Origin of the sequence: Streptomyces sp. AC558_RSS880 (genome assembly GCF_019049255.1) — a bacterium.
Taxonomy (GTDB): domain Bacteria; phylum Actinomycetota; class Actinomycetes; order Streptomycetales; family Streptomycetaceae; genus Streptomyces.
Window position 1 is genome coordinate 412,099 of record NZ_JAGMUJ010000130.1, and the last position, 20,601, is coordinate 432,699.

Here is a 20,601-nt window from a genome sequence, read left to right on the forward strand (position 1 = left end):
GGGTTGGTGCCGGCCGGGACCGTTGCCGTTCCGGGCCGGTGACATGGCGGAATCTCAGGAGGATCCCTACATGTCCGATTCGGCAGGCGGCTGTCCCGAGCCGCGTAGCGCCGTTACGGAAGCCGAGGTGGAAGCCCTCGTGCGGGGCATCTGCTTCAAGACCGGACCGCCGCGCCTCCTCGGCGTCGAGGTGGAATGGCTCGTCCACGAGCTGCGGGACCCGCGGCTCCCCGTGTCACCCGAACGACTCGAAGCGGCCTACGCCGCTCTGCGGACCGTGCCCCTGAGGTCGGCGCTCACCGTCGAGCCCGGCGGCCAGCTGGAGCTGAGCTCGCCGCCCGCCGCCTCCCTGATGGAGTGCGTCGGTACCGTCTCCGCCGACCTCGACGCCGTCCGCGCGGTCCTGCGCGAGGACGGTCTGGTCCTCGTCGGCCTCGGCCACGACCCCTGGCACACCCCCCGCCGGTTCCTGCGCGAACCGCGTTACGACGCCATGGAGGCCTGTCTCGACCGCACCGGTCCCGCCGGCCGGGCCATGATGTGCACCTCCGCCTCCGTGCAGGTGTGCATGGACGCCGGGTACGAGGAGCCCGGCCCGCTCGGTCACGTACGGCGCTGGTGGCTGGCGCACCAGCTGGGCGCGGTCCTGGTCGCCGTGTTCGCCAACTCCCCGATCGCCGGTGACCGGCCGACCGGCTGGCTGTCCACACGGCAGCTGCGCTGGGCGCAGATCGGCACCGGCCGGGCGGGCGCCCCCGTGCTGGACGCCGACCCGCGCGGCACCTGGGCCCGGCACGTCCTGGACTCGCCCGTGATGTGCGTGCGGGACGACGGCGGACCGTGGGACGTGCCCCGGGGGCTCACCTTCCGGGAGTGGACCAGGTCCGGCACGCCCAGACCGCCGACCCGGGACGACCTCGACTACCACGCCACGACCCTGTTCCCGCCGGTGAGGCCGCGCGGCCACCTGGAACTGCGCATGATCGACGCGCAGCCCGGTGACGACGGCTGGATCGTGCCGCTGGCCGTGGTCGCGGCGCTGTTCGACGACCCGGAGGCCACCGAGACCGCCTACCGGGCGGTGAAGCCGCTGGCCGAGCGGACCCACGGCATGCCCGCGCCGCACAATCCGCTCTGGCGGGACGCGGCCCGCGTCGGCCTGGCCGACCCGGAGCTGCGCGAGGTGGCCGCCACCTGTTTCGCGGCGGCGCTGCGCGCCCTGCCCCGGCTCGGCGCCGGCACCGAGGTGGTCGACGCGGTCAGGACGTACCGGGACCGCTATGTCGCCCGGGGGCGCTGTCCGGCCGACGATCTGCTCGACGAGCTGTGCGCGACGGCCCGCGGCGCGCACCCCCGCCCCACGCACCCGCACGGGAAGGACACCTCCTCATGACCGACCCCGCCCTCGACGCCGAAGCCCTGCGCGAGCGCGCGGTCGCCTCGCTGATCACCGCACGGGACCGCACCACGCTGCTCACCAGCTGCGTCGACGGACCCGACCTGACCGCCCAGCACTCGCCGCTGATGTCCCCGCTGGTGTGGGACCTCGCCCACATCGGCAACCAGGAGGAGCAGTGGCTGCTGCGGGCCGTCGCCGGCCATGAGGCGATGCGGCCCGAGATCGACACCCTGTACGACGCCTTCGAGCACCCGCGCGCCGAACGTCCGAAGCTGCCGCTGCTGTCGCCGGAGGAGGCCCGCCGGTACGCGGCCGACGTGCGCGGCCGGGCGCTGGACGTGCTGGAGGCCGCCGCGTTCCACGGGACGCGGCTGACGGAGGCGGGCTTCGCCTTCGGGATGATCGCGCAGCACGAGCAGCAGCACGACGAGACCATGCTGATCACCCATCAGCTCCGGAAGGGACCGCGGGCGCTGACCGCCCCGGACCCGGAGCCGGTGCCCCTGTTCACGGGCCCGTCCGAAGTCCTCGTCCCGGGCGGCCCGTTCACCATGGGCACCTCGGACGAGCCGTGGGCGCTGGACAACGAACGGCCCGCGCACCGGCGCGAGGTGGCGTCCTTCCGCATCGACACCACCCCGGTGACGAACGCCGCCTACCAGGCGTTCATCGAGGACGGCGGCTACGACGAGCCCCGCTGGTGGACGGCCGACGGCTGGGCCCACGTCCGCCGCAACTCTCTCACCGCGCCGCTGTTCTGGCACCGGGACGGCCGGCAGTGGCTGCGGCGCCGGTTCGGTGTCACCGAGGTGGTGCCGCCCGACGAGCCGGTGCTGCACGTGTGCTGGTACGAGGCCGACGCCTACGCCCGCTGGGCCGGGCGCCGGCTGCCCACCGAGGCCGAGTGGGAGAAGGCGGCACGGTACGACCCGGCCGGCGGGCGTTCCATGCGCTACCCGTGGGGCGACGCCGATCCCGGACCCGAGCACGCCAACCTCGGCCAGCGGCATCTGCGTCCGGCGCCCGCCGGAAGCTACCCGGCCGGTGAGTCGCCGCTCGGCGTACGGCAGTTGATCGGTGACGTCTGGGAGTGGACCTCGAGCGACTTCCTGCCCTACCCGGGGTTCAGGGCGTTCCCGTACAAGGAGTACTCGGAGGTGTTCTTCGGGCCGGAGCACAAGGTGCTGCGCGGCGGTTCGTTCGCCGTGGACCCGGTGGCCTGCCGGGGCACGTTCCGCAACTGGGACCTGCCGGTCCGGCGGCAGATCTTCTCCGGGTTCCGCACGGCGCGCTCGGAGGACGTCTGATGTGCCGTCACCTGGCGTACGTAGGGCCAGCGGAGCCGCTGGGCGAGCTGCTCGTGAAGCCGCCGCACGGTCTGTACCGGCAGTCCTGGGCGCCCCGGCGGCAGCGGTACGGCACGGTCAACGCCGACGGTTTCGGCGTCGGCTGGTACGCGGAGGGCGATCCGGTGCCGGCCCGGTACCGGCGGGCCGGGCCGGTCTGGGCGGACCTGTCGTTCGCGGATCTCGCCCGTGTCGTACGGACCCGGGCGCTGCTCGCGGCCGTACGGGACGCGACCCTCTCGGGCGCGGACGCGGAGGCCGCGGCGGCGCCGTTCGCGGCCGGAACCTGGCTGTTCAGCCACAACGGGGCGGTGCCGGGCTGGCCGGGGTCGCTCGCGCCGCTGGTGGCGTCCCTGTCCGCCGAGGACGTGCTGTCGCTGGAGGCCCGCAACGACTCCGCGTTCGTGTGGGCCCTGGTGCTCGCCCGGTTGCGGGCCGGTGACGAGGAGGGGCAGGCGCTGGCCGACACGGTCCTGGAGGTCGCCGCGGCGGCCCCCGGGGCCCGGCTCAACCTGCTGCTCACGGGCGGCGACACCGTCACCGCGACCGCCTGGGGCGACACCCTGTGGTACCTCACCCGGGCCGGCGGCGGCACCGTCGTGGCCTCCGAGCCCTACGACGACGATCCGCACTGGCGTGAGGTCCCCGACCGCACGCTGCTCGCGGCGAGCCGTACGGACGTCCTGCTGACCCCGCTCAAGGAGCCCGGCGACGCCCTGACGTCCGCCGGCGCACCCGCACCTCCGAGGGAGCCCCTTACGTGAGCCCGTTCCGTCTCACCCGCACCCTGCCCGAGGACGCCGCCGACGCCGCCCTGCGCGCCGACGTCCGCGAGGGCCTGACCGGCAGCCCCAGGACGCTGCCGCCCAAGTGGTTCTACGACGCCCGGGGCAGTGAGCTCTTCGAGGAGATCACCGAGCTGCCCGAGTACTACCCGACCCGCGCCGAACGCGAGATCCTGCTCGCCCGCGCCGGTGAGATCGCCGCGGCGTCCGGCGCCCGCACCCTGGTCGAACTGGGCTCCGGCTCCTCGGAGAAGACGCGGCACCTGATCGACGCCCTGACCGGGCTGCGCGCCTATGTCCCCGTCGACGTCAGCGAGAGCGCCCTCGCCCTGGCCGGGCGGGCGCTGGCCGCCGAGCGGCCGGGACTGGACGTGCACGCGCTGATCGCCGACTTCACCGCCCTGCCGGCCCTGCCCGACACGCCGGGGCCGCGGCTGGTGGCGTTCCTCGGCGGCACCATCGGCAACCTGCTGCCGGCCGAGCGTGCCGCGTTCCTCGCCTCCGTCCGCGCCCTGCTCGCCCCGGGCGACGCCCTGCTGCTGGGCACGGACCTGGTGAAGGACGAGAAGGTGCTGGTCCGGGCGTACGACGACGCGGCCGGTGTGACGGCCGCGTTCAACAAGAACGTCCTGGCCGTCATCAACCGGGAGCTGGGCGCCGACTTCGACCCGGGCGCCTTCGACCATGTGGCGCTGTGGGACGCCGGGCACGAGTGGATCGAGATGCGGCTGCGCTCCCGCACCGCGCAGACGGTGAAGATCCCCTCCCTGGGGCTCGCCGTGGACTTCGCGGCGGGCGAGGAGCTGCGCACCGAGGTGTCGGCGAAGTTCCGCCGGGACGGAGTGCATGAGGAACTGTCGTCCGCCGGGCTGGAGTTGGCCCGGTGGTGGACGGACGAGGAGGGGCGGTTCGCGCTGTCGCTGAGCGTCGCGCGCTGACGGGAGCGCCGCGTGCCGGCAAAGGCGTCGCCCTAGTCGAAGGCCAGGGCCTCGGTGATGCGGCGCGCGGCGCGCCCGGCCTCGGTGGCCGGGTCGGCCCCGGTGAGCACCTTGGTCATGTACTCCTTGATCGGGTTGTCCGCCTCGACCGCGCTCCACTGGGGTGTGCCGGGGGTCGCCCGGCCCTGTGCGGCTCCGGCCGCCATGGCCGCGACCCCTTCCTCCCCCGCCACCGACTCGGCGAGTCCGGCCTTGTTGGGGACGTAGTTCATCGTGCGGGCCAGGTCGGTGTTCCACTTCGCGCCGGTGAGCGCGGCGACGACCTCGATGGCGCCCTCCCTGGTGTCGGTCTTGGCCGGGACCACGAGGTCGGAGCCGCCGGTGAAGACGGCGCCGGGCTTGTCGGCGGTCCTGCCGGGCAGGGGGAAGTAGCCCAACTCGCCCTTGAGTTGCGGGTTCTGCTTGAGGATGGCACTCGCCAGCCCCGGCACGGCCACGATCTGGGCGACCTTGCCCTCGGCGAACACGCCGGCCTGCGGCGGGTGTTCCTCGTCGGCGTCGACCGGTCCGTCGCCGAGCGCCTGGAGCCGGCGGTAGAAGTCCATGCCGCGCAGCGCCTCCGGGCTGTCCAGCGTGCCCCGCCAGAGGCCGTCCCGTTCCTTGGCGAGGTCTCCGCCCTCCTCCCAGATGAAGCCGGCGAGGGTGTACCAGTCCTGTCCGGCGAGGTAGATGCCCTGGTTGCGGCCGGTGTCGAGCTTCTCGGTGAGGGTGAGCCACTCGTCGCGGGTCTTCGGCGGGGCGGTGACGCCGGCCTGCCGGAAGAGGTCCTTGCGGTAGATGACGACGCGGTTGGCCGCGTACCAGGGGATGCCGTACTGCTGGGAGCCCCACCGGCCGGGTTCGGCGAGGCCGGGCAGCCAGTCGTCGCGGCCCCAGTCGCGCATGGACTCCAGGGTGAGGTCGAGCAGTCCGTCGCCCTCCGCGTACGTGGCGACCTGGGTGTTGCCGACCTCGATGACGTCGGGGCCGTCCTCCTCGTCCGTCGCCAGTGCCTTCTGCACCTTCTCGCCGATGCCGGTCCATTCCTGGATGCGGATGTCGAGGTCGAGTTCGGGGTGCTCGCGCTCGAACTCCTCGGTGAAGCGGTCCAGGTACTCCTGCGAGGCACTGTGCTGCATCAACCACACGGTGACCGTGCGCCGTTCGGCGTCGCCGGGCATCAGTCCGCAGCCACTGAGCAGGGAGGCGGACACACAGACAAGGGCGAGCAGACGGCGTTTCACGGGGGTCCTGTTTCTGTCTGACGGACAGGGCGGGGCCCGACGTGGGGGGCGAGCGGAGCTCGGGCGGGTGCCCAGCATCTTGGTATGGACCAATGCGTAGGTCAAGGCCGTCCGGCGAACGGGGCCGACGTCTCGCGCTCCGCCGGGGTGTGGGGCACGGTGGAATGAGGCGAGAGGAGCAGTCGCATGTCGAATCACACCTACCGGGTCACGGAGATCGTCGGCACCTCACCCGACGGCGTCGACCAGGCCGTACGCAACGGCATCGAACGCGCCTCGCGGACCCTGCGCAACCTGGACTGGTTCGAGGTGACCCAGGTGCGCGGCCAGATCGAGAACGGGCAGGTCGCACACTGGCAGGTGGGGCTGAAGGTCGGCTTCCGGCTGGAGGAGGCGGACTGATCCGGGGTGGGACCGGGCCGCCGCTCAGGTACGCCCTTCCCGCTCCTGCGCGTCCCTCAGCTCCCCGGACGGGGCCGTCCAGCGGGCGAGGACGACGGTGAAGCCGGCCCGCCGGGCGTCCTGGCAGACCAGCTCGTCGTCGTCCACGAGCACGCGGACGTCCCGGGTACGGGCGAGGCGGCGCAGGATCGCCAGCTTGGTGTGGCGGGCCGGCCTGCGGTCGGCGTTGCCGCGCATGTGCACGTCCCCCTCGGGCAGTTCCTGGGCGGCGAGCCAGTCCAGCGTGGAGCGCCGGCAGCGTTCGGGCCGCCCGGTGAGGTAGACGATCTCGCACTCCCGCGCGCGCTCCCGGAGCAGTGCGATGCCCTCGGCGAGCGGTGGGTCCTGCGGCGCGGCGGCGAAGAAGGCGTCCCAGTCGCGCGGCCTGCGCTCCAGGAAGTGCTGCCGGTGCGCCGTGTCGGCGAGGGTGTTGTCGAGGTCGAACACGGCCAGCGGCCGCTCGTTGCGGTCGGTCACACCGCCCAGCCTAGCCATGGAGCGTGCGGAATCCTGAGGGCCACCGGGTGTTGAACCCGGTATGAGTTCCGTGATCCGCTCGGCCCGCTTCTCCGTCCTCGACCGCTCCCGCATCCGTGAGGGGCACACCGGCCCCGAGGCGCTGCGGGACACCGTCGGCCTGGCGCGGGAGGTGGAGCGGCTCGGCTACCACCGGTTCTGGGTCGCCGAACACCACGGGGTGCCGGGGGTCGCGGGTTCGGCGCCGACCGTGCTGGCCGCCGCCGTCGCCGGGGCGACCCGGACCATCCGCGTCGGCACCGGCGGGGTCATGCTGCCCAACCACCGGCCGCTGGTGGTGGCCGAGCAGTTCGGGGTGCTGGAATCGCTGTTCCCGGGCCGCGTCGACATGGGCCTGGGCCGATCGGTCGGCTTCACCGACGGGGTGCGCAGGGCGCTGGGGCGCGGCAAGGACGACGCGGAGGACTTCGCGGCCCAGCTCGACGAGCTGCTCGGCTGGTTCCGGGGCACCTCTCCCACCGGGGTGCACGCCCGGCCCACCGAGGGTCTGACCGTGCCGCCGTTCGTGCTCGCCATGGGCGAGGGCGCCACGATCGCGGCCCGCGCGGGCCTGCCGATGGTCATCGGCGACCTCCGCGACCGGGACAGGATGCGGCGCGGCATCGACCACTACCGCGACCGGTTCCGCCCCTCTCCGTGGGCGAGCGAGCCGTACGTGGTCGTCTCCGGCACGGTCGCGGTGGCCGGCACCCCCGAGGAGGCCCGACGGCTGCTGGTCCCGGAGGCCTGGTCGATGGCGTACTCCCGGACCCACGGCAGCTTTCCGCCGCTGCCGCCCGCCGAGCGCGTCGAGGCGCTCTCCCTGAACGCCAAGGAGCGCGGCTTCTACGAGTCGGGGCTCAGCGGCCAAGTGGCCGGCACCGAGGACGAGGTGGCGCACCAGCTGGAGGCGGTCCTGGAGGAGACGGGCGCGCAGGAGGTGCTCGTCACCACCAGCACCCACGACCGGGAGGCGCTGCTGGACTCCTACCGGCGGCTCGCCGCGATCGCCGGGCTGGACGGCGGCACGGCGACGCGCCGGTGAAATGGGACCGGCGCGCGCTGGGGGTCGGGGGCGGCGTTACTCGCGGCCCCGCCCGGGGACGTCACGGCCACGGCGGCCGGACTCCTCGTCCATCTCCGTCTCGGCCTCGATGCGCTCCTTGCGGACCCGGCCGCGGACGGTCTCGTCGGCGGTCTTCTCCTCCGTGGTCATCCGGACCCGCTCGACCGGCACCGCCTCGGTCTCCACGACCGGGCGCTCCTCGTACAGCGTGACCTCGTGCTCGTCCTCCTTGAAGGCCGGGCCCGACATGGCCTCGCCGCGGTTGGCGTCCGTGATCGGCTCGCGCTCCACGCGGACCTCCTCGTGGCGCACCGGCACGGTCTGCTGGACCTCCTCCGTGACCACGTACTTGCGCAGCCTGGCCCGTCCGGCCTCATGCCGCTCGACGCCGACGTGCATCCGCTCCTCGGAACGGGTCATGGCGTCGTCGCCGGGTCCCCGGGTCCGGGCCTCGCTCCGGCCGCCCGCGGTGCCGGCGGTTCCGGCGACGCCCGCGGGCCCGGCCGTGCCCGGCGCCGTCCGGGAGGTGTCGCCCCGGCGGCCGGCCGTGCCCGCCGCACCGGCGGCGCCCGCCGCTCCGGCCGCTCCGGCGGCTCCCGCCGTACCGGCCGTGCCCATGCCGGGGGACCGGTCGCGTTCGCCGGGTTCGGTCAGCACGGAACCCCAGTCGATGCCGTAGTAGTCGTACAGCCGGTGCTCCTCCTCCACCGACAGATGGCCGCCCGCGTCGATGTCGACGTTGGGCGCGCCCTTGATCTTGTCCTTGCGGTAGGGGACCTCGAGGTGGTCCTTCACCAGGGCGGCGTCACGGATGGGGATGAACGACTCGCTGGAGCCGAACATGCCTGTTTTGACAGTCACCCACTCGGGGCGCCCGCTCGCGTCGTCGAGGAAGACGTGCTTCGCGTCGCCGACCTTGTTCCCGTCCCCGTCGTACACCGGATGATCCAGCAGGATCGAGATCTCTTCGCGGGTGATCATCTTCCATCACCCTCCTTTCGAAGGTCGCCCCTCACTGGGTCTCCCGGATTACCCGCTAAAAACGGGGCAAAGGCGACAAAGAGCACTTAATTTTCCACAGTGCTCACGCGTGGTGACCTCCCTCGTGTCCCGCCACCGCCTCCGGCTGCGCCGCGTACGCCAGGGCACGGCGGTCGATGTGACTCCCCGGCCGGATGGGGGCCCGCACCTCGACCTCGGCGACCACGCCACGGGCCGACGCCACGCGCCACAGCGAGGCGAGGAGCGTGTCGTCGCCGACGAAGGCCGGTGCGGTGGCCGGGGTTCCGCACGCGCTCCGGTAGCTGATGCGCACCGGCTGTACCGGGACCCGGGCGTCCAGCGCCGCCTGGAAGACCGCGCGGCGGAAGTGCCCCCGGGCCCGGCCGCACCAGGTGCTGCCCTCCGGGAACGCCGCGACCGCCGCGCCGCCGCGCAGGATCCCGGCGAGCGCGGCGACCGTGTCCGGCAGGGCGCGCAGCCGGTCACGGTCGATGAACAGCACGCCACCGCGCGCCGCCAGCGCCCCGGCCACGGGCCAGCGCCGTACCTCGGTCTTGGCCAGCATCCGGGCCGGACGGACCGCCGCGAGCAGCGGCACGTCCAGCCAGGAGATGTGGTTGGCGACGAGCAGCAGTCCGCCCTCGGGCACGGCGGCCCCGGCGATACGGACCCGGACCCCGGCGGCCCGTACGATCCACCGGCACCACCGGCGCACCGCGCCGGCCGGGACCCGCCGCCCGAGCGGGAGCAGCGCGATCCCGGCGAGGACCAGCAGGCCCACCGCCGCCAGCCGCAGCACCGCCAGCGGTACGGCCGCCGCGGACGCCGTCGGTTCCACACAGCCCCGCGGGGTGCAGGGCGCGCTCGGCAGCCAGACGCTCATCAGGCGGGGACGAGGGAGAGGAAGTGCCGCAGGTAGCGGGGGTTGACCCGGTTCATCGGCAGCAGCACGTAGAGGTCGGCGACACCGAAGTCCACGTCGTGCGCGGGCTCGCCGCAGACCCAGGCGCCGAGCCGGAGGTAGCCGCGCAGCAGGGCCGGCAGCTCGGAGGACGCGGCGGGTGCCGAGGTGCTCGGCACCCAGGGCAGCAGCGGGCGCACCCGGTACTCCTCGGGTGCGAGGTGCTTGGCCCGCACCCGGTCCCAGGTGGCGGAGGCGAGCGCGCCGCCGTCGGCCAGCGGGACGGAGCAGCAGCCGGCCAGCCAGGCGTGACCGTGATCGGTCATGTAGCGGGCGATACCGGCCCAGATGAGTCCGATGACCGCGCCGTCACGGTGGTCGGGGTGCACACAGGAGCGGCCGACCTCGACGAGTGACGGCCGTATCGCGTCGAGCCCCGACAGGTCGAACTCGCCCTCCGCGTACAGCCGCCCGGCGATCCCGGCGCGCTCCGGCGGCAGCAGCCGGTAGGTGCCGACGACCTGGCCGCTGACCTCCTCACGCACGAGCAGGTGGTCGCAGTAGGCGTCGAAGGGGTCGACGTCCAGCCCCGGCTGCGGGGTGGCCAGCAGGGCGCCCATCTCCCCCGCGAAGACGTCGTACCGCAGCCGCTGGGCGGCACGCACGTCCTCCTCGTCGCGGGCGAGGGTGACGGTGTAGCGGGTGGGGGCGGCGGGCTGCGGGGGGTGGTCGACGGTCAGTACGCCGGTCATGGCTCTCTCCTGATCACGCGCCGGAGCGGGGGTGGGGACACCCCTGTTCTTCCGACCGGGGTTGGCGTGTACGTGACCGGAGCCGGGAGTACGGATGTGGAGATGCTGAATGACCGGAGCGGAAAGCGAGACGGGGCCGGGAGGAGCACCTCTCCCGGCCCCGTCCGTCCGCACCTCCGGCGAACGTTCGGTGAAGCGCCCCGAAAGGGCGGGGCGTGACATGGTGCGACTCCGCCGCGTGGGCGCGACCAGCCACTGACTGCCCGCAGTCCGGCGACGACCGTCAGTGCGACGGCGCTACCGCTTGGAGACCTTCCGCGTCGCCCGCAACCACTCCTTGTTCATACCGGTGATGGAGGTGAGCGGAATGCCCTTCGGGCACGCGGTGGCGCACTCGCCGGCGAGCGTGCACCCCCCGAACCCCTCCTCGTCCATCTGCGCCACCATGTCCAGCACCCGCGTCTCCCGCTCGGGCGCCCCCTGCGGCAGCACGTTCAAGTGGTTGATCTTCGCGGAGGTGAAGAGCATCGCCGCGCCGTTGGGGCAGGCCGCGACGCACGCCCCGCAGCCGATGCACTCCGCGTGCTCGAAGGCGAGGTCCGCGTCCGGCTTCGGCACGGGCGTCGCATGGGCCTCGGGAGCGGAGCCGGTCGGCGCGGTGATGTAGCCGCCGGCCTGGATGATCCGGTCGAAGGCGGACCGGTCGACCACCAGGTCCTTCACGACCGGGAAGGCGGATGCCCGCCACGGCTCGACGTCGATGGTGTCGCCGTCCTTGAAGGACCGCATGTGCAGCTGGCAGGTGGTGGTGCGCTCGGGCCCGTGGGCGTCGCCGTTGATGACGAGCGAGCAGGCGCCGCAGATGCCCTCGCGGCAGTCGTGGTCGAAGGCGACCGGGTCCTCGCCCTTGAGGATGAGCTCCTCGTTGAGGGTGTCGAGCATCTCCAGGAAGGACATGTCGGGTGAGATGCCGTCCACCTCGTACGTGGACATGGCGCCGTCGGCGCCGGCGTTCTTCTGCCGCCAGACGCGCAGGTTGAGCTTCATGCGTAGCTCCGCTGGGTGGGGTGGACGTACTCGAAGACCAGGTCTTCCCTGTGCAGGACGGGAGCCTCGCCGGTGCCGGTGAACTCCCAGGCGGCGGCGTAGGAGAACTCGTCGTCCCGGCGCGCGGCCTCGCCGTCGGGGGTCTGGGACTCCTCGCGGAAGTGGCCGCCGCAGGACTCGGAGCGGTGCAGCGCGTCGAGGCACATCAGCTCGGCGAGCTCCAGGTAGTCGACGATGCGGTTGGCCTTCTCGAGGGACTGGTTGAACTCCTCGCCGGTGCCGGGGACCTTGATGCGCCGCCAGAACTCCTCGCGGATCTGCGGGATCCGCTCGAGGGCCTTGCGCAGTCCCGACTCGGAGCGGGCCATGCCGCAGAACTCCCACATGAGTTCGCCGAGTTCCCGGTGGAAGGAGTCGGGGGTGCGGTCGCCGTCGACGGACAGCAGCAGGCTCAGCCGGTCCTCGGTCTCGGCCAGCACCTCCTGCACCACCGGGTGTTCGTCGGTGACCTCCTCCTGCTGCGGGTTGCGGGCCAGGTAGTCGTTGACGGTGGCCGGGAGGACGAAGTAGCCGTCGGCCAGGCCCTGCATCAGCGCGGAGGCGCCGAGGCGGTTGGCCCCGTGGTCGGAGAAGTTGGCCTCGCCGACGGCGAACAGGCCCGGGACGGTGGTCTGGAGGTCGTAGTCGACCCACAGTCCGCCCATCGTGTAGTGCACGGCGGGGTAGATCCGCATCGGCACCCGGTACGGATCCTCGTCGGTGATCCGCTGGTACATGTCGAAGAGGTTGCCGTACTTCGCCTCGACGGCCCCCCGGCCCATCCGCTTGATGGCGTCGGCGAAGTCGAGGTAGACGCCCTGGCCGCCGGGACCGACGCCCCTGCCCTCGTCGCAGACGTTCTTCGCGGCGCGGGAGGCGATGTCACGGGGGACGAGGTTGCCGAAGGAGGGGTAGATGCGCTCCAGGTAGTAGTCGCGCTCGTCCTCGGGGATCTGGTGGGCCGGGCGGGTGTCGCCCTTGGCCTTCGGCACCCAGATCCGGCCGTCGTTGCGCAGCGACTCGCTCATCAGCGTCAGCTTGGACTGGTGGTCGCCGGTGCGCGGGATGCAGGTGGGGTGGATCTGGGTGAAGCAGGGGTTGGCGAAGTACGCGCCGCGCCGGTGCGCCCTCCAGATCGCGGTGGCGTTGGAGTTCATGGCGTTCGTCGACAGGTAGAAGACGTTGCCGTAGCCGCCGCTGGCGAGGACGACGGCGTCCGCGAAGTACGTGTCGATCTTCCCGGTGATCAGGTCCCGGGCGACGATGCCGCGGGCCCGTCCGCCGACGACGATCAGGTCGAGCATCTCGGTGCGCGGGTGCATCTCGACGTTCCCGGCCGCGATCTGCCGGCTGAGCGCCTGGTAGGCGCCGAGGAGCAGCTGCTGGCCCGTCTGGCCGCGGGCGTAGAAGGTGCGGGAGACCTGGACGCCGCCGAAGGAGCGGGTGTCGAGCAGTCCGCCGTACTCGCGGGCGAAGGGCACGCCCTGGGCCACGCACTGGTCGATGATCTCGACGGAGATCTGCGCGAGGCGGTGGACGTTGGACTCGCGGGAGCGGAAGTCGCCGCCCTTGACGGTGTCGTAGAACAGGCGGTGGACCGAGTCGCCGTCGTTGCGGTAGTTCTTCGCCGCGTTGATGCCTCCTTGCGCGGCGATGGAGTGGGCGCGGCGCGGGGAGTCCTGGTAGCAGAACTGGACGACGCGGTAGCCCTGTTCGGCGAGCGTGGCACCGGCCGAGCCGCCCGCGAGACCGGTTCCGACGACGATGACGGTCTTCCCCCGCCGGTTGGCGGGGTTGACCAGCTTGGCCTCGAAGCGGCGCTTGTCCCAGCGCTCGTGGACCGGTCCCGCGGGGGCCTTGGTGTCGGCGACCGGCTCGCCGGTCGCGTACTCGGTGTAGGAGGTCATGGTCAGCTCACCACTCCGGTCATGACGCCCACGGGGACGGCGAGGAAGCCGGCCGTGAGCAGCAGTGCGAGGGCATTGGCGGTGGTCTTGAGGGCGCGGTCGCGGGTGCGGCCGCCGGCGCCGAGGGTCTGGGCGGCGCTCCAGAAGCCGTGCCGGATGTGCAGGCCGACGGCGAGCATCGCGACGATGTAGATGACGTTGCCGTACCAGGTGGAGAAGGTGTCCACGACGTTCTGGTAGGGCTTGCCCGTCTCGAAGCCGCCGGAGTGCACGGTGCCGGTGGTCAGGTCGAGGAGGTGCCAGACGATGAACAGGGCGAGGATGACGCCGCCCCAGCGCATGGTGCGCGTGGCGTAGCTCGCCCGCGCCTTCCTGTGCACGTACTTGCTGGGGCGCGCCTTGATGTCGCGGCGGCTGAGCTGGTAGGCGGAGACGGCGTGGGCGGTCACGGCGACGACGAGGACGACACGGACGAGCCACAGCGTCCACTCGTAGTGCATGAACGGTTCGCCGACCGTGCGCAGCCAGTGGGCGTAGTGGTTGAACTCGCCGGCCCCGAAGAAGATCTTCAGGTTCCCGATCATGTGGGCGACCAGGTACAGCAGCATGATCAGGCCGCTGACCGCCATCACTGTCTTCTTGCCGACGGTCGAGTCCCACACGGTGCGTGCCATGGACGGCCGTCGGTCCGTCCGCGTTGCCAGAGCCATGTCACCAGACGCTAGGGCCGGAAGGCCCCATCGGTCCAAGACATGGTCCGGCTCGTTTCGATAGGGAGAGCCTATGCTGAGTGCATGCAGTTCCAGCAGCTCCAGTACTTCGTGGCCGTCGCCGAGACCCGGCACTTCACCCGGGCCGCGGAGTCGGTCCACGTCGCGCAGCCGTCGCTGTCGCAGCAGATCAAGGCGCTGGAGCGGGAGCTGGGGGCGGACCTGTTCCGGCGGGCGCGCGGGAACATCACGCTGACCGACGCGGGTGAGGCGCTGCTGCCGCTGGCCCGGCGGATCCTCGCCGACGCGGACACCGCCCGGCACGAGGTGCAGGAGGTGGCGCAGCTGCGCAGCGGGCGGGTGCGGCTGGGCGCGACGCCGAGCCTGTGCACCGGACTGCTGCCGGACGTGCTGCGCGCCTTCCACGACCGCTACCCGGGCGTCCGGCTGCTGGTCGAGGAGGGCGGCTCCCACGACCTGGTGCGGGAGCTGGCCCGCGGCGCCCTCGACCTGGCCCTGGTGGTCCTGCCGCTGCCGACCCCCTCCCCCGCGCTCACCACGGTGGAGCTGCTGCGCGAGGACCTGGTGGTCGTCTCCTCCCCGGACGCCCCGCGGCCGGGACGGGGCCGGCGCGCCGTGCGCATCGCCGACCTGGAGGGCGAACGCCTGGTGATGTTCCGGCACGGCTACGACCTGCGCGAGCTGACCGTGGCGGCGTGCCGGGCGGAGGGCTTCGAGCCCGGATTCGCGGTGGAGGGCGGCGAGATGGACGCGGTACTGGGCTTCGTACGGGCGGGGCTGGGAGTGGCGGTGGTGCCGCGGATGGTGGCCGCCCGCTCCGGCCACGGACTGCGCGTCACCCCGCTGGCCCGTCCGGGCCTGCACCGCACCATCGCCCTGGCCCACCGCAGCGACGTGGCCCCGCCCCGCGCGGCCCGCGAGCTGCAGCGGATGCTGCTGGAGCGCTGAGCTAGCCGCATTCGGGCGCCGCAACGGGGCTCGGGCACGGCACGGGCTCAGACAACGGCACCGGGCTCGGGCGCGCGGGCTCGAGCCCGCGCGCCTAGGTGCGGGCCCGGGTGCGGGCCGGGCTCAGGAGAGCACGGCCGGCCTGAGCACCGTCTCGCACCACTGGCGGAAGCCTGTGGGCGCGGTCCCGGGCGTGCTGGGTTCGGCGACCGCGGCACTGGTGCGCGCGGCGACGGCGGTGGCCGAGGCCGCCCGCACCGAAACCTAGGGGGTGTCCGGCGGCACCGGAGTGCCCTGGTGGTGGTACAGGCGCCAGCCGGACTCCTCGTCACGCCTGCGCCACAGGGAGCTGCGGCGGGCCCGCCGACCGTCGAAGCGGGTCTCGTACGTGAGGTGGACCACGCCGGGTGCGAGGAGGACGCCGGTGATCTCCGACGGTTCGTACACCGGGCCGCCCGCCGAGCCACCCGGGTGCTCGTGCAGTTCGGTGAGCATCTCCTCGTACGTGTAGCGCCGGCCCGAGGCGCCGACCTCGGTGAACTCGGGGTCCAGCAGACGCACGACCTCGGCGCGCGAAGAGCGTACGGCCGGGTCCAGGAGCCGCAGCTCACCCTCGATCGCAGCGCTCACCGAGTCTGCTTCCTGGACCATTCCCACCTGCTCCTTGTCCGTGCGTGAGCGATATGCCCCTCGAGGGCGCGGGGCCGGCACATGTGCGGCTCCGCCGCGTGGGCGCGGCCGGCCCGCAGCCGCCGTGCGACCCGCACCCCCGAGCCGCCGGGCGCGGCTCAGCCCGTCGCGTCCACCAGCGCCAGCTCGTGCAGCCGCTCCGGCGGGCCCGGGCGGGCGTAGTACCAGCCCTGGGCCGTGTCGCAGCCGAGGACACGGAGCTGTTCGGCCTGGGCCCCCGTCTCCACGCCCTCCACCGTGACGGCGAGGTCGAGGCTGTGCGCCAGGGAGACGATCCCCTCGACGATCTTCAGGTCGACGGGGTCGGCCGGGAACTGCTGCATGCTCTGGGTGAAGGAGCGGTCCAGCTTCAGGACGCTCACCGGGAGCCGGCGCAGGTTGGCCAGGTTGGAGTAGCCGGTGCCGAAGTCGTCCAGGGCGATGTCGACGCCCATCTCCGCCAGCCGGCGCAGCGGCTTCAGCAGGTCGTCGTCCGCGCCGATCAGCGCCGACTCGGTCACCTCCAGACACAGGGCGTCGGGGGCCACGCCGGTGCGCTCCAGGATGTCCACCGTGTCCTGGACCAGCCCGGGATGCGTGAGCTGGCAGGGCGACAGGTTCACGTTGATGCGCAGCGGACCGAGCGCCTCACCCCCGTGCCGGTCCCGCCACTCACGGGCCTGACGCACCGACTGCTCCAGCACCCAGCGGCCCAGCGGAACGATCAGCCCGGTGTGCTCGGCGAGCGGGATGAACCGGTCCGGGGACAGCACCCCGTGCTGCGGGTGCAGCCAGCGCACCAGTGCCTCGGCGCCCCGCACACTGCCGTCGCCGAGATGCACCAGCGGCTGGTACTCGATGAAGAACTCGCCCCGGTCCAGGGCCGTCGGCAGCGCCGTGGTGAGCCCGTGCCGGGTGATGGCGCGGGCGTCGGCCTCCGGGTCGGCGAGCTCGAACCGGTTGCCGCCCGCCGACTTGGCCCGGTACATGGTGATGTCGGCGCTGCGCAGCACCTCCGCCGCGCTGCGCTCCCCGGCCGGTCCCTCGACGATGCCGATGCTGCCGCGCACGGTCAGTTCCCGGCCGTCCACGCTGATCGGGGCGAGCAGGGCGTTCATGATGCGGGCGGCGAGCTCGTCGACGGTCCGCTCGGTGTCGGGGCCGGTGGTCAGTGCCACGAACTCGTCGCCGCCGAGCCGGGCCACCATCTCGCCGGACGCGGTGGCGCAGGCCTGCAGCCGGTCGGCGACCTCGACGAGCAGCCGGTCGCCGGCCGCGTGCCCGAGGCTGTCGTTGACGGTCTTGAAGCCGTCCAGGTCGAGGTAGCACAGCCCGAACCGCTGGCCCCCGCCGGCGCCGAGCGCCTTCTCCAGCCGCTCGAAGAAGAACGCCCGGTTGGGCAGCCCGGTCAGCGCGTCGTGGGTGGCCTCGTACCGCAGCCGGAGGTTGAGCAGCCGCCGCTCGGTGGTGTCCTCCATGAGGGCGAGCTGGTACTGCGGGTCGCCGTCGGCGTCGCGCAGCAGGGACACCGTCAGATTGGTCCACAGGACCGTTCCGTCCGGGCGGTAGAACGCCTTTTCGAGGTGGTAGTGCTCGCGCTCGCCGCGCACCAGCTCGTCGTAGAGCCGCCACGTCTGCGGGGCGTCGTCGGGGTGGACCCACTCCTTGACCTTGCGGCCGCGCAAGGCATGTTCGGACAGGCCGAACATGCGCCGCAGCGCGCCGTTGACCTGCAGGACGTTGCCCTCCAGGTCGGCGATGCCGATCCCTATGGCCGCGCCCTCGAACACCGCGCGGAACCGGGCCTCGGTGGCGTGCAGCGCCTGCGCCACCACGCCCTGGGCCTCCAGCGCGGCCCGCGCGACGGCCTCCTGCTCGGCCAGCGTCCGCTCGCGCAGCGCCTGCGCGAACCCGGCGGCCATGGCGTGCTGGAGCCTCGCGGAGCGTGCCCGCAGATCCTCCCGGTCGCCGTCCTCGCCGCAGTACAGGACGAGATAGGCGTCCACGCAGTCCAGGGTCCGGCTGAGCGCCTCCGGGTCGGTGCAGTGCGCCTCCACCAGCGCGGCCCCGGCCGTCCGGCCCGCGTCCGCGTCGAACGACCGGGCCCGCAGCGCCTCGCTCAGCAGCCGGGCCAGCGGCAGCAGCCGCTCCTCGAACTCCGGGCGGGTCGCCGACGTCGAGGTCACCGGGAAGACCGCCCGGCTCCAGATCGTCGCGAACCGGCGCAGTCTGTCCTCCGGCCCGTCCGGCTCCGCGCTCACGCCGTACGCCCCACGCCCGCGAAACCGGAGAACGCGTAGGGATCCTCGTCCTCCGGTGCGGTGTCCGGCCGCCACTGCGGCATCGGCACCAGTCCGGGTTCCACCATGTCGTACCCCTCGAAGAACCGCGCGATCTCCTCGCGCGTGCGCATGATCAGCGGGTTGCGAATGTCCTGGTACACGTCCACCGCCCCCTCGGCCCGCTCCGCCGGCAGCGGGATTCCCTCGTACGAGGCATGGGTGAGCACCAGCATGCTGCCGGGCGCGAGGGCCTGGCGCAGTTCGGCCACCGCCGCATACGGGTCGTCCGCGTCTTCCACGAAGTGCAGTATGGCAACGAGAAGCAGCGCCACTGGCCGATTCAGGTCGATCAACCGCAGCACTTCGGGACTGTCGATGATCTCCCGCGGCTTGCGGAGGTCCGCGGCGACGACGTCCGCGCCGTCGTTGCCCTCCAGAACGGCCTGGCTGTGCGCCACGGCCACCGGGTCGTGGTCGACGTACATCACCCGTGCGTCCGGTACGGCCGCCTGCGCCACCTCGTGGACGTTGCCGAACGTCGGGATGCCGGAACCGATGTCCAGGAACTGGGTGATGCCCTCACCGGCCGCGAAACGCACCGCCCGCCGCATGAAGGCACGGTTCGCCTGCATGATCTTGGGCAGGCCCGGCATGAACTCCATGGCCCTGCGGGCCGCTTCCCGGTCGACCTCGAAGTTGTGCGAACCGCCCAGGTAGTAGTCGTACATCCGGGAGATGCTGGGCACCGAGATGTCGATGCTCCGAGGGGCCCAGGCGGGACGCTCCATGTAGCTCTCCAAGACGTAGACGATCCGGTGTTCGAGCAGAGGCTACTGATCGCCCGCCAAAGGAGCGACCCCAAACGGAAATTGACCGTCCGTTCCCGGTCACTGCCAGTGGCACGTGCCTATTCGGCCACCGCGAAAGCGTGACGACATGCGGCCGTGACATTCCGGAGAGTTCCGGCACGCCGAGAGGTACGCGGAGAAGGGCTCCGATAATTCCACGGGTACCGGTGAATCACGGCAAAACGGTCCGCCCCTCCGCAGGCTGCGAAGGGGCGGACACGCGGTCGGCGGCGTCCGGAGCGGACGACACCCTGGGAGGTTGTTATTTCTCCGGAGCGCCGACCGGCTTTCCGTCGGGCCGTACGGCGTACCAGGTGCCGCCGACGCCCTGACCGTTGGTGTCGCCGGGAGCCTTGTCGCCGGCGAAGGTGTAGATGGGCCAGCAGTTGATCGTCTGCTGGTCGGCGCCGTCCGGGCGGGTGAAGGTCATGTAGCCCTTCTTCTGGATGCCCTTGGTGTCCGCGAAGTCGACCGGCGAGACCACCGGCCACTTCTCCAGGCAGGCGCCGGTGCAGGCCGACACGGGCTTCGGCCAGGCCTCGTCCTTCATGAAGCGGTAGACGGTCATGCCGTTCTTGTCGACGACGATCTCCCCGAGCTTCGGGTCCTCGCGGGTGGACAGGCCGGGCTGCTCGGCCGCCTGCGCCTTCTTGCCCTCGGGGTTCAGCGCGTACCACTTGCCGCCCACGCCCTGGCCCTTGACGTCACCGGCGTTGACGTCCTTGACGTAGCGGTAGGCCGGCCAGCCGGCGACGGTGAGCTGCTCGGTGCCGTCGGCCCGGGAGACCGACCCGAGCAGCGACTTGTCGATGCCCTCGCCGGCCGTGGCGTCGTCGGCGGGCACCGGCGGCCAGGTCTTGGCGCAGTCGTCCTCGCAGTTGGAGGCGGGCGGCTCGGCGGTGTCCTGGTCGAAGCGGTACAGGGTCAGACCGAGGTTGTCGGTCACCACCTTGCCCAGTTCGGCGTTGGTGGAGACGTTCAGCTCGCCCGCCGTGTCGGAAGGGCCCGCCGACGCCTGTGCGTCGCCGCCTCCCGCCTGGCCCGCGCCGGTGCCGATGCTGCCGAGGTCCCCGGCCCCGGCCGTGGCACCGACGTTCTGGCTGGAGGCGGACGGCGGGCTCTCCTGCCCGCACGCCGTGGTCAGGGCCAGCACCGCCGCGGCGCTCGCCACCAGCGAGGCGGTCCGCCAGGAGGTCTTCATCGTCAACTCCACATCATCGCAAGGGTGTTGCAGCGCCCTGCTGTGCCGCCGCTCGACGATGGGTACGCACGGGGGCACGGGTCGTGTTCAACGGTGGCCCGGATTTCTTTTGTTAACTCCTTCGGGGCAATCACCGGGATCCCGGGCGTGGCCCGGCGGTGCACGACTCATGATCCTCAACGTGCAAGCACTCGTACCGACCCAATCCCGCGCCACCGCACGCGCGTTGGCCGTGACGACGCTGATCTGGGCGCTCGTCGGCACCCCCGGCACGGCCGTGGCCGACTCCTGCGCGTACGCCTCGACGGGGCCGGGCGGCACGGAGGCGGTGGCGGTCGCGGGGCACGTCACCTGGACCGACCCCCCGGTCTGCTCACCGCCGCCGTCCCCCACACCCACGCCCACGCCCACCCCCACGCCCACGCCCCCTCCGAAGCCGCCGCCCCCGCCCGAGCCCACACCGCCCACACCTCCACCACCGCCGAAACCACGCCCGACCC

Annotated in this window: 19 protein-coding genes and 1 pseudogene; 8 read left to right on the plus strand and 12 right to left on the minus strand. The window is 72.6% G+C overall.

The window, feature by feature from the left end; genetic code table 11:
• Positions 1 to 70: 70 nt before the first annotated feature.
• The 4 genes from egtA to egtD are packed head-to-tail and all read left to right on the plus strand — an operon-like array spanning position 71 to position 4,468.
• Positions 71 to 1,393: an ergothioneine biosynthesis glutamate--cysteine ligase EgtA gene (egtA, locus tag KUM38_RS31510; RefSeq protein WP_217134421.1), complete on the plus strand. Its 1,323-nt coding sequence runs from the start codon at positions 71 to 73 to the stop codon at positions 1,391 to 1,393.
• Positions 1,390 to 2,706 (plus strand): ergothioneine biosynthesis protein EgtB, encoded by a 1,317-nt coding sequence (gene egtB, locus KUM38_RS31515; RefSeq protein WP_217134423.1) that lies wholly within the window; start codon positions 1,390 to 1,392, stop codon positions 2,704 to 2,706. The genes egtA and egtB overlap by 4 nt, the downstream gene beginning before the upstream one ends.
• Positions 2,706 to 3,509, plus strand: coding sequence for an ergothioneine biosynthesis protein EgtC (gene egtC / locus KUM38_RS31520; protein ID WP_217134425.1), 804 nt, complete (start codon positions 2,706 to 2,708; stop codon positions 3,507 to 3,509). The genes egtB and egtC overlap by 1 nt, the downstream gene beginning before the upstream one ends.
• Positions 3,506 to 4,468 carry an L-histidine N(alpha)-methyltransferase gene (gene egtD / locus KUM38_RS31525; protein WP_217134426.1) on the plus strand — a complete coding sequence of 321 codons (963 nt, stop codon included), beginning with the start codon at positions 3,506 to 3,508 and terminating at the stop codon, positions 4,466 to 4,468. Before egtC ends, egtD begins: the two co-directional genes overlap by 4 nt.
• 32 nt (positions 4,469 to 4,500) lie before the next feature.
• On the opposite strand, the gene KUM38_RS31530 is transcribed toward egtD, so the two are convergent.
• Positions 4,501 to 5,751, minus strand: a complete 1,251-nt coding sequence (locus tag KUM38_RS31530; RefSeq protein WP_217134428.1) for an extracellular solute-binding protein — start codon at positions 5,749 to 5,751, stop codon at positions 4,501 to 4,503.
• Between the two features lie 186 nt (positions 5,752 to 5,937).
• On the opposite strand from KUM38_RS31530, the gene KUM38_RS31535 reads away from it, so the two are divergent.
• Positions 5,938 to 6,153, plus strand: coding sequence for a dodecin (locus KUM38_RS31535; protein ID WP_217134430.1), 216 nt, complete (start codon positions 5,938 to 5,940; stop codon positions 6,151 to 6,153).
• 24 nt (positions 6,154 to 6,177) lie between these two features.
• Here the strand turns inward: KUM38_RS31535 and KUM38_RS31540 are convergent, their stop codons facing one another.
• Positions 6,178 to 6,687: a hypothetical protein gene (locus KUM38_RS31540; RefSeq protein ID WP_254397986.1), complete on the minus strand. Its 510-nt coding sequence runs from the start codon at positions 6,685 to 6,687 to the stop codon at positions 6,178 to 6,180.
• Positions 6,688 to 6,730: 43 nt separating this feature from the next.
• On the opposite strand from KUM38_RS31540, the gene KUM38_RS31545 reads away from it, so the two are divergent.
• Positions 6,731 to 7,753, plus strand: a complete 1,023-nt coding sequence (locus KUM38_RS31545) for an LLM class flavin-dependent oxidoreductase (protein ID WP_217134434.1) — start codon at positions 6,731 to 6,733, stop codon at positions 7,751 to 7,753.
• A gap of 36 nt (positions 7,754 to 7,789) precedes the next feature.
• Here KUM38_RS31545 and KUM38_RS31550 read toward each other — a convergent pair whose 3' ends face one another.
• From KUM38_RS31550 to KUM38_RS31575, 6 genes are all read right to left on the minus strand, one after another.
• Positions 7,790 to 8,755 (minus strand): DUF2382 domain-containing protein, encoded by a 966-nt coding sequence (locus KUM38_RS31550; protein WP_217134436.1) that lies wholly within the window; start codon positions 8,753 to 8,755, stop codon positions 7,790 to 7,792.
• Between the two features lie 103 nt (positions 8,756 to 8,858).
• Positions 8,859 to 9,659 carry a 1-acyl-sn-glycerol-3-phosphate acyltransferase gene (locus KUM38_RS31555; protein WP_217134438.1) on the minus strand — a complete coding sequence of 267 codons (801 nt, stop codon included), beginning with the start codon at positions 9,657 to 9,659 and terminating at the stop codon, positions 8,859 to 8,861.
• Positions 9,659 to 10,429, minus strand: a complete 771-nt coding sequence (locus tag KUM38_RS31560; protein WP_217134440.1) for a GNAT family N-acetyltransferase — start codon at positions 10,427 to 10,429, stop codon at positions 9,659 to 9,661. Before KUM38_RS31560 ends, KUM38_RS31555 begins: the two co-directional genes overlap by 1 nt.
• A gap of 297 nt (positions 10,430 to 10,726) precedes the next feature.
• Positions 10,727 to 11,476, minus strand: a complete 750-nt coding sequence (locus KUM38_RS31565; protein WP_217134442.1) for a succinate dehydrogenase/fumarate reductase iron-sulfur subunit — start codon at positions 11,474 to 11,476, stop codon at positions 10,727 to 10,729.
• A complete protein-coding gene (locus KUM38_RS31570; RefSeq protein ID WP_217134443.1) occupies positions 11,473 to 13,422 on the minus strand; it encodes a fumarate reductase/succinate dehydrogenase flavoprotein subunit in 1,950 nt (649 codons plus the stop codon). Before KUM38_RS31570 ends, KUM38_RS31565 begins: the two co-directional genes overlap by 4 nt.
• A gap of 2 nt (positions 13,423 to 13,424) precedes the next feature.
• Positions 13,425 to 14,096: a succinate dehydrogenase gene (locus tag KUM38_RS31575; protein ID WP_217134444.1), complete on the minus strand. Its 672-nt coding sequence runs from the start codon at positions 14,094 to 14,096 to the stop codon at positions 13,425 to 13,427.
• Positions 14,097 to 14,216: 120 nt separating this feature from the next.
• Between KUM38_RS31575 and KUM38_RS31580 the strand changes: the two genes are divergently transcribed.
• On the plus strand, positions 14,217 to 15,101 hold the full coding sequence (locus KUM38_RS31580) for a LysR family transcriptional regulator (RefSeq protein ID WP_217134445.1): 885 nt from the start codon (positions 14,217 to 14,219) through the stop codon (positions 15,099 to 15,101).
• Between the two features lie 264 nt (positions 15,102 to 15,365).
• Here the strand turns inward: KUM38_RS31580 and KUM38_RS31585 are convergent, their stop codons facing one another.
• The 4 genes from KUM38_RS31585 to KUM38_RS31600 form a co-directional block, all read right to left on the minus strand.
• A complete protein-coding gene (locus tag KUM38_RS31585) occupies positions 15,366 to 15,752 on the minus strand; it encodes a DUF4440 domain-containing protein (RefSeq protein ID WP_217134446.1) in 387 nt (128 codons plus the stop codon).
• A gap of 137 nt (positions 15,753 to 15,889) precedes the next feature.
• Complete coding sequence (locus tag KUM38_RS31590; RefSeq protein WP_217134447.1) at positions 15,890 to 18,031, minus strand: bifunctional diguanylate cyclase/phosphodiesterase; 2,142 nt, start codon at positions 18,029 to 18,031, stop codon at positions 15,890 to 15,892.
• Positions 18,028 to 18,840, minus strand: coding sequence for an SAM-dependent methyltransferase (locus KUM38_RS31595; protein WP_217134493.1), 813 nt, complete (start codon positions 18,838 to 18,840; stop codon positions 18,028 to 18,030). Before KUM38_RS31595 ends, KUM38_RS31590 begins: the two co-directional genes overlap by 4 nt.
• A gap of 322 nt (positions 18,841 to 19,162) precedes the next feature.
• Positions 19,163 to 20,101, minus strand: coding sequence for an SCO0930 family lipoprotein (locus tag KUM38_RS31600; RefSeq protein ID WP_217134495.1), 939 nt, complete (start codon positions 20,099 to 20,101; stop codon positions 19,163 to 19,165).
• A 181-nt stretch (positions 20,102 to 20,282) separates the two neighbouring features.
• Between KUM38_RS31600 and KUM38_RS31605 the strand changes: the two are divergent.
• A pseudogene (locus tag KUM38_RS31605) lies at positions 20,283 to 20,601 on the plus strand (hypothetical protein); the annotation flags it as partial.